Raw genomic sequence first — 8,299 nt, forward strand, 5'->3', positions numbered from 1 at the left:
CGGGAGATAGTCACCGGAACCCCGGGCGTTCCGCACCCGGATCCGGCCACCGGGGCAGCGCCCCCGGGACGGGTCCTCGCGCACCGCGCCCGGACCCGTTCCGGGAGTCCACGCCTGCCGGAACGCCCCCGGACGTGAGCCGCGTTCCGGGTTTCCGCCGGTCGTGAGCCGCACGCCGGATGATGCCGATGTCGTCGTCAAGGAGGGCAGTCGTGGCCGCCAGCACACCCGCAAGCGCACCTGCCGCACCCGCAGCCAAGCGGGACCGCACCCACTATCTCTACCTCGCGGTGATCATCGCCGTACTGCTCGGTATCGCCGTCGGGTTCGCCGCGCCGGACTTCGCCGTACAGCTCAAGCCGATCGGCACGGGCTTCGTGAGCCTGATCAAGATGATGATCTCGCCGATCATCTTCTGCACGATCGTGCTCGGCGTCGGCTCCGTACGGAAGGCGGCGCAGGTCGGCAAGGTCGGCGGGCTCGCGCTCGGCTACTTCGTCGTCATGTCCCTCGTGGCGCTCGCCATCGGCCTCGTCGTCGGCAACATCATCCACCCGGGCAGCGGGATGCACCTGACCGAGGCGGTGAAGGGCGTCGGGCACACGCAGGCGCAGGCCGCCGCCGAGGGGCCGGTCGACTTCGTCCTCGGGATCATCCCGACCACGTTCGTCTCCGCCTTCACCGAGGGCCAGGTGCTGCAGACGCTGCTCGTCGCGCTGCTCGTGGGCTTCGCGCTCCAGGCGATGGGCCGTACCGGCGAGCCGGTGCTGCGCGGGGTCGAGCACATTCAGAAGCTGGTCTTCCGGGTGCTCGGCATGGTCATGTGGGCCGCCCCGGTCGGCGCGTTCGGCGCGATGGCCGCCGTCATCGGCGAGACCGGCACGGACGCCCTGAAGGCGCTCGGCACGATCATGCTCGGCTTCTACGTCACCTGTGCGCTCTTCATCGTCATCGTGCTGGGCACGCTGACCAAGCTGGTCGCCAAGGTGAGCCTCTTCCGGCTGCTGAGGTACCTGGGCCGGGAGTTCCTGCTGATCGTCTCCACCTCGTCGTCGGAGTCCGCGCTGCCGCGGCTCATCGCCAAGATGGAGCACCTGGGCGTCAGCCGCCCGGTCGTCGGCATCACCGTGCCGACCGGCTACTCCTTCAACCTCGACGGCACGATGATCTATCTGACGATGGCCTCGCTCTTCATCGCCGACGCGATGGACCGGCCGATGAGCATCGGCCAGCAGATCGGGCTGCTGCTCTTCATGATGGTCGCGTCCAAGGGCGCCGCCGGTGTCTCCGGGTCCGGTATCGCCGTACTCGCCAGCGGTCTCCAGTCGCACAAGCCCGCGCTGGTCGACGGGGTCGGCCTGATCATCGGCATCGACCGCTTCATGAGCGAGGCGCGCGCCGTCACCAACTTCGCGGGCAACGCCGTGGCGACGCTGCTGATCGGCACCTGGACCGGCGAGGTCGACAAGGAGCGGGTGGACCGGGTCCTCGCCGGTGAACTGCCCTTCGACGAGCGGACGTTGCTCGACACCACGGAGGAGGACCACCTCCACGCGGTGCCCGGGCAGGGCGGCGAGAAGGAGTTCGCGAAGGCCTGAGGGCACGTACGACCCAGCCGGTGACGGCCGGGATCAGTCGCTCAGCCGGGTCACCAGTGCGGTGGCACGGGAGGCGGGTACGCCCGCCGCGGTCAGCAGGGTGACCGCGGCGGAGCGGCCCGCCTCCCGTGTTTCCAGCAGGCCGTCGTTGACCGCCTCCATCAGGGCGAACAGCATCCGCTCATGGACGTACGCCAGGGCCGGCGCCGGCAGCGGGGAGACGAAGACGCCGTCGGCAAGGCCGCGGCCGAGCAGTTCGACGGCGTTGGCGCGGACCGGGGCGAGGCGGTCGCGGATCCCCTCCACGGTGACGGTCCGCTGGGCCAGCGAGACCAGCAGCCGGTAGCGGTCGGCGATCTCCCAGACCGCGAGCGTCGAGCGCGCCACCGCCTCCGCCGGGTCCGCCACCCCGGCGCGGCCCGCCGCGTGCGCCTCGGCCAGCGCCTCCACCGCGCCGTCGAGGAGCGTGCTGATCAGCGCCTCGCGGCTGGGGAAGTGCCCGTACACGGTCCGTCGTACGACACCGGCGGCGCGGGCGATCTGGTCCATGGACGCGTCGGGGTCGCGCAGCAGCTCGGCGAGGGCGACGTCGAGGATGCGGCGGCGGTTGGTGTCGGCGCGCGTGGTGTTACCCGTGGTCATGACGGTCATTCTGCCCCTCCCGGATTTGCACAGCGTTGTGCATCGGCGTACCTTGCACAGCGTTGAGCAATTGCACGCCACTGTGCAAATTCGTTGAGGAAGGCGACCCCTGCCCATGCGACTCGTCATGACCGAACCGGTCGAGAGGATGGACCGCCCCTACGCCCGGCGCTGGTGGGCCCTGCTGGTCCTCTGCCTGAGCCTGCTGATCATCGTGATGGCCAACACCGCCCTCACGGTCGCCGCGCCCGACATGACCCAGGACCTGGGCCTGTCCAGCGCGGACCTCCAGTGGGTCATCGACGGCTACACCGTCCCCTACGCCGCCCTGATGCTGCTGCTCGGCGCGATCGGCGACAAGTACAGCCGTCGCGGCGCCCTCGTCCTCGGTCTGGTGGTGTTCGGCGGCGGAGCGGTCTCCGGCTCCTTCGCGGACAGCGCCACGACGGTCATCGCGGCCCGTGCCGTGATGGGCGTCGGCGCGGCGCTCATCATGCCCGCCACCCTCTCCCTGCTCGCCGCGACCTTCCCGCGCGCCGAGCGCGCCAAGGCGATCGTCCTGTGGACCGCCACCGCCGGACTCGCCATCGCGGCCGGCCCGCTGGTCGCCGGTGCCCTCCTGCAACACCACGGATGGGCCTCCACCTTCCTCATCAACGTCCCCGTGGCCGCCGTCGCCCTCGTCGGGGCCCTCGTCCTCGTGCCCCCGTCCAAAGCGGGCCACCAGGACCGCATCGACCACGTCGGCGGGCTGCTGTCCGTGGTCTGGATCGGCGCGCTGGTCTACATGATCATCGAGGGGCCGCACTTCGGCTGGGGTGTCAGCGCGATCACCGCCGCCGTCGTCGCCGTCGTCGGTCTGACCGGCTTCGTCCTGTGGGAGCTGCGCCACCCGCGCCCCGTCCTGGACGTCCGCCGCTTCGCGCACCGCCGGTTCGCGGGCGCCAACCTCGCCGTCGCCCTGTTCTTCCTGGCCGTCTTCGGCGCCTTCTACTACCTGACCCAGCACCTCCAGTTCGTCCTCGGCTACGACGCCCTCGACACCGGGCTGCGCATGCTCCCGCTGGCCGGCGCGGTCTTCGTGGGCTCCGCGCTCACCGGCCTGCTCACCCCGCGCCTGGGCATGCGGGTCACGGTCACCGCGGGCATGGTCGGCGGCACCACCGCCCTCGCCCTGCTCACGCGGATCGACGCGGCCTCCTCCTACGGCGATCTCGTCGCGCCCCTGATCGTGCTGGGCCTGGCGATCGGCCTCGCCCTCTCGCCGTGCACGGACGCGATCATGGGCGCGTTCCCCGAGTCGCAGCTCGGGGTCGGCGGCGCGGTGAACGACACCTCGCTGGAGCTGGGCGGCTCGCTCGGCATCGCGATCCTCGGCTCGCTGCTGGCGACGTCGTACGGCGACCGTCTCGCGGACGCCACGGCCGGCGGCAAGCTGCCCGCGAAGACCCTCGCCACCGCGCAGGACTCGGTCGGCGCCGGCTACCAGGTGGCGCAGGGCATCGGCGACAGGGCACACCAGCTCGCCGCCCGCGCCGCACAGACCACCGACCCGCAGCAGGCCGCACAGCTGAAGGCGCAGGCGGGTCAACTGGCCTCCGGCGCCCGGCAGATGGCCGAGGCGGTCTCCTCCTCCTTCGCCGGCGCGGTCGCCCACACCAGCCTGGTCGGCGCGGTGATCCTGGGCGTCGGCACGGTCCTGGTGGCGATCCTGCTGCCCAGCGGGAAGGCCGCCGCGCACGAGGACGAGGTCGAGACGGCGGAAGCCGCCGAAACCGCAGGGTCCGCCGCGGGCGCGGAGAGCGCCGGAAGCGCGCCCCTGAGCCCCGTCTCCTGAGCGCATGCACTAGCGTGCCGTGCCGTGCCGGACTTACCGGCACGGCACACGCACGTGGAGGCACGGGGGCCATGACGATCGACTGGGACCGGCGGACCTGCGCGCGGCGCGGACACGCGACCTACGCGCCCGACGAGGCGCCGCTGCGCGAGCGGCTGCGCGCCGAGACCCGGCTGGGCGAGGCCTGGCGCTGTCTGCGCTGCGGCGACTTCGTGCTCGGCGACCCGCACGGCTCCGGGCCCGCGGAGGACGCTCCGCTGGTGCCGCGCGGAAAGGTGCTGCGGGATCTGTTCATCCTCCGCTTCCTGGCCGTCGAGCGGGCCGTGCGCGGGGTGTTCATCGTGCTGGTCGCCGCCGCCGTGTGGAAGTTCAGCAACAGCAAGGACGCGGTGCGCCGGCTCTTCGACGAGAACCTCAAGGTCGTCCGCCCCGTCTTCCGGCACTTCCACTACGACCTCGACCACTCGCCCGTGGTCGGCTCGATCCAGAAGACGTTCGGCTACAAGCACTCCACGCTGGTCCTGGTCGCCGCCCTGCTGCTGGCCTACGCCCTGATCGAACTCGTCGAGGCCGGCGGCCTCTGGTACGCCAAGCGCTGGGCGGAGTACCTGACCGTCGTCGCCACCGCCGCGTTCCTGCCGCTGGAGATCTACGAACTCACCGAGCGGATCAGCTGGTTGAAGATCGCCACCCTCGTCCTCAACGTCCTCGCCGTCGTCTACATCGCCCTCGCCAAGCGGCTGTTCGGCCTCCGCGGGGGCCGGGCGGCGTTCGAGGAGGAGCGGCACAGCGCCTCCCTCCTGGAGGTGGAGACCTCGGCCGGGGTACCGGCCTGACCCGTCGGCCGGCCACGCGCCCGGCCGCCCGGAGCACCTGAGCGGGCCGCCGGGGCACCGGGCCTTGCCTTGACGCGGGCGTCAAGGATTACGTTCGTGGACATGCGAATCGGCGAGCTGGCCGCGCGGGCCGGGACCACCACGCGGACGTTGCGGTACTACGAGTCACGGGGGCTGCTGCCCGCGCGGCGCGGCGGGAACGGGTACCGCACGTACGACGAGGACGATCTGCGGCTGCTCCGGCAGATCAGGACGCTTCAGGACTCCGGGTTCGGACTGGAGGAGACGCGGCCCTTCGTGGAGTGTCTGCGGGCCGGGCATCCGGCGGGCGACGCGTGTCCGGCCTCGCTCGACGTCTACCGGCGCAAGCTGGACGAGCTGGACGCCCTGATGGGCGAGCTGGCGGCCGTGCGGGAGCAGGTCGCCGGGCAGCTCGTGCGGGCCGAGCGGGCGCGGGACGAGCTCGCCGCCGACGCGCTGGTTCCGGGTGGTCCGGAGCCGGAGTGCGAACTGGGAGGGCGACAGCTGTGATCAAGGCGGCCGGAGTGACCGAGGTGACGGACGCGGATTTCGGGCGGGAGGTGCTCGACGCCGAACTGCCGGTACTGGTGGAATTCACCGCCGACTGGTGCCCGCCGTGCCGGCAGATGGGGCCGGTGCTCAGCGCCCTCGCGGCCGAGGAGGGCGAGCGGCTGAAAGTGGTGCAACTGGACGTGGACACGAATCCGGAGACGACCAACGCCTACAAGGTGCTGTCGATGCCCACGTTCCTGGTGTTCCGCGCCGGTGAGCCGGTGAAGGCCATGGTCGGCGCGCGGCCGAGGCGCAGGCTTCTGGAGGAGCTGGCCGACGTGCTGTGATCCGCCGTTGACGCGGAAATCCCCCGGGTGCAATTGCGCCCGGGGGATTTCGCTGCGTATATTGAGTGATTCGCGACTCTCTATTTATGGAAGCGCGAAGAAGTTCACTTAGCGCAGTATATCCGGCCGGGAGCGGAATTGTCAAACAGCGGATTTCCAGACCATGAATTGAACCGTGAACAGGAATTCATCGACGTCCTGTACACGCGGGTCGACGCGCTGCGCGGTGCCACCGAGGACTCCGTCACGGACGCGCTCGGACAGGGCAACACGCCCATGCAGGCACGGCTGGAGCGGGACATCCTGGTCGCCGAGCGCTCCGGGCTGCTCGCCGCCCTGAACGCCGTGGACGGCTCGCTCTGCTTCGGCCGGATCGACCTCACCTCCGGTGTCAGTCACCACATCGGCCGGATCGGCATCCGCGCCGACGACGCCGACCTCACCCCGATACTGGTCGACTGGCGGGCCGACGTCGCCCGCCCCTTCTACCTCGCCACCGGCCACACCCCGATGGGACTGCGCCGGCGCCGGCACCTCACCACCGACGGCCGCCGCGTCACCGCCCTGCACGACGAGATCCTCGACCTCGGCGACGCCACCCGCACCGGCCACGAGGACCCGACCGGTGACGCCGTGCTGCTCGCCGCGCTCGACTCCGCGCGCACCGGCCGGATGAGCGACATCGTGCAGACCATCCAGGCCGAGCAGGACCGGATCATCCGGGCCCCCCACCGCGGCGTGCTCGTCGTCGAGGGCGGACCCGGCACCGGCAAGACCGCCGTCGCACTCCACCGGGCCGCCTATCTCCTGTACGAGTACCGGGAGTTGCTCGCCCGCCGGGCGGTCCTGATCGTCGGTCCGAACCCCGCCTTCCTCGGCTACATCGGCGAGGTGCTGCCCTCGCTCGGCGAGACCGGCGTCCTGCTGGCCACCGTCGGCGAACTCTTCCCCGGCGTCAGGGCCACCGCGACGGACACCCCCGAGGCGGCCGCCGTGAAGGGCCGCGCCGCGATGGCCGACGTACTCGCCGAGGTCGTACGGGACCGCCAGACACTGCCCGGCCCGGTGATCGCGATCCAGCACGACCGGGACGTCCTGATGCTCGACGACGGCCTGGTGAACGTCGCCCGCGAGCGCACCCGCGCCGCCGGACTCCCGCACAACGCCTCCCGCGAGTACTTCGAGGGGCACATCCTCAACACCCTGACGGACATGGTCGCCGAGCGCATCGGGACCGACCCCTACGACGGGTCCAACCTGCTCGACGCGAGCGACATCACCCAGATCCGCGACGAACTCGCCGAGAACCCCGAAGTCTGGTCCGCCATCGACCAGTTGTGGCCCCGGCTGACCCCGCAGCGGCTGGTCGCGGAGTTCCTCGCCGAGCCCGGCACCCACCTCGGCGACGCGGACGCCGCCGCCGTCCGCCGGCCCGTCACCCGCGGCTGGACCGTCGCCGACGTACCGCTGCTCGACGAGGCCGCCGAACTGCTCGGCCGCGACGACCGGGTGGCGCGGGCGCTGGCCGAACGCGAGCGGGAGGACCAGGTGTCGTTCGCGCAGGGTGTGCTGGACGTGTCGTACGCGTCCCGGACCTATGAGTTCGAGGACAAGGAGGACAGCGACCCCGACGGCTCCGAGGTGCTCTCCGCGCACGACATCATCGACGCCGAGCGCTTCGCCGAGCGGCACGAGGAGGAGGACCACCGCAGCGCCGCCGAGCGCGCGGCGGCCGACCGCACCTGGGCGTTCGGGCACATCATCGTCGATGAGGCGCAGGAACTGTCGCCGATGGCCTGGCGGTTGCTGATGCGGCGCAGCCCCACGCGCTCCATGACACTGGTCGGCGATCCGGCACAGACCGCCGAGGCGGCGGGCGTCGGCTCCTGGTCGGAGATCCTCGCCCCCTACGTCGAGGACCGCTGGGACCACACCCGCCTCGCCGTCAACTACCGCACCCCCGCCGAGATCATGGACCTCGCGGCGGCCGTGGTCCGCGCGGAGGACCCGTCCTTCGAACCGCCGAGTTCGGTACGGTCCACCGGCGTACGGCCCTGGGTGCGCGCCACCGACGACCTGCCCGGCGCGGTCGCCAAGGCCGTCGCCGAACTCACGCCCGCCGAGGGGCGGTTGGCGGTCATCGCGCCGCGCCCGCTGCACCGGCGGCTCGCCGCGCGGCTCGACGGGGTGACCGCGGGCGCGGAGCCGGATCTCACCCGGGCCGTCGTGCTGCTCGACCCGCGTCAGGCGAAGGGCCTGGAGTTCGACTCCGTGCTCGTGGTCGAACCGGGGGAGTACGGCACGAGTGATCTGTACGTGGCCCTGACCCGGGCCACCCAGCGGCTGGGGGTGCTGCACACGGGCCGCCTGCCGGCCGGCTTCGCCGAAGCCGCGCCGGCTGAGTGAACGCGGTGACCTTGTGACCGATCGACGGCGTGCGGGGGACCGGCCGCGCGGGGCTCCTTCGAACGCGCCACCCGCAGCCACGTCCGCGCCGAGCGCGCTGATACCCGGGCGATCCGCTCG

The 8,299-nt window shown here is 71.8% G+C and carries 7 protein-coding genes; 6 read left to right on the top strand and 1 reads right to left on the bottom strand.

The window, feature by feature from the left end; genetic code table 11:
* The first annotated feature begins 179 nt into the window (after positions 1-179).
* A complete protein-coding gene (locus ABZT12_RS11920; protein WP_356381344.1) occupies positions 180-1,598 on the top strand; it encodes a cation:dicarboxylase symporter family transporter in 1,419 nt (472 codons plus the stop codon).
* A 33-nt stretch (positions 1,599-1,631) separates the two neighbouring features.
* Here the strand turns inward: ABZT12_RS11920 and ABZT12_RS11925 are convergent, their stop codons facing one another.
* Complete coding sequence (locus tag ABZT12_RS11925; protein WP_356381347.1) at positions 1,632-2,249, bottom strand: TetR/AcrR family transcriptional regulator; 618 nt, start codon at positions 2,247-2,249, stop codon at positions 1,632-1,634.
* Positions 2,250-2,355: 106 nt separating this feature from the next.
* Between ABZT12_RS11925 and ABZT12_RS11930 the strand changes: the two genes are divergently transcribed.
* From ABZT12_RS11930 to ABZT12_RS11950, 5 genes are all read left to right on the top strand, one after another.
* Positions 2,356-4,077 carry an MFS transporter gene (locus ABZT12_RS11930; RefSeq protein WP_356381351.1) on the top strand — a complete coding sequence of 574 codons (1,722 nt, stop codon included), beginning with the start codon at positions 2,356-2,358 and terminating at the stop codon, positions 4,075-4,077.
* A gap of 71 nt (positions 4,078-4,148) precedes the next feature.
* Positions 4,149-4,913: a DUF2127 domain-containing protein gene (locus ABZT12_RS11935; protein WP_356381354.1), complete on the top strand. Its 765-nt coding sequence runs from the start codon at positions 4,149-4,151 to the stop codon at positions 4,911-4,913.
* 102 nt (positions 4,914-5,015) lie between these two features.
* Positions 5,016-5,444, top strand: coding sequence for a MerR family transcriptional regulator (locus tag ABZT12_RS11940; RefSeq protein ID WP_356381396.1), 429 nt, complete (start codon positions 5,016-5,018; stop codon positions 5,442-5,444).
* Entirely contained in the window at positions 5,441-5,773 is a 333-nt protein-coding gene (locus ABZT12_RS11945) for a thioredoxin domain-containing protein (RefSeq protein ID WP_356381357.1), read from the top strand. Before ABZT12_RS11940 ends, ABZT12_RS11945 begins: the two co-directional genes overlap by 4 nt.
* A 168-nt stretch (positions 5,774-5,941) precedes the next feature.
* Complete coding sequence (locus ABZT12_RS11950; RefSeq protein WP_356381360.1) at positions 5,942-8,179, top strand: ATP-dependent DNA helicase; 2,238 nt, start codon at positions 5,942-5,944, stop codon at positions 8,177-8,179.
* Positions 8,180-8,299 lie beyond the last annotated feature (120 nt).

The sequence above is a fragment of the Streptomyces sp. NPDC005423 genome, from assembly GCF_040606415.1.
Classification (GTDB): domain Bacteria; phylum Actinomycetota; class Actinomycetes; order Streptomycetales; family Streptomycetaceae; genus Streptomyces.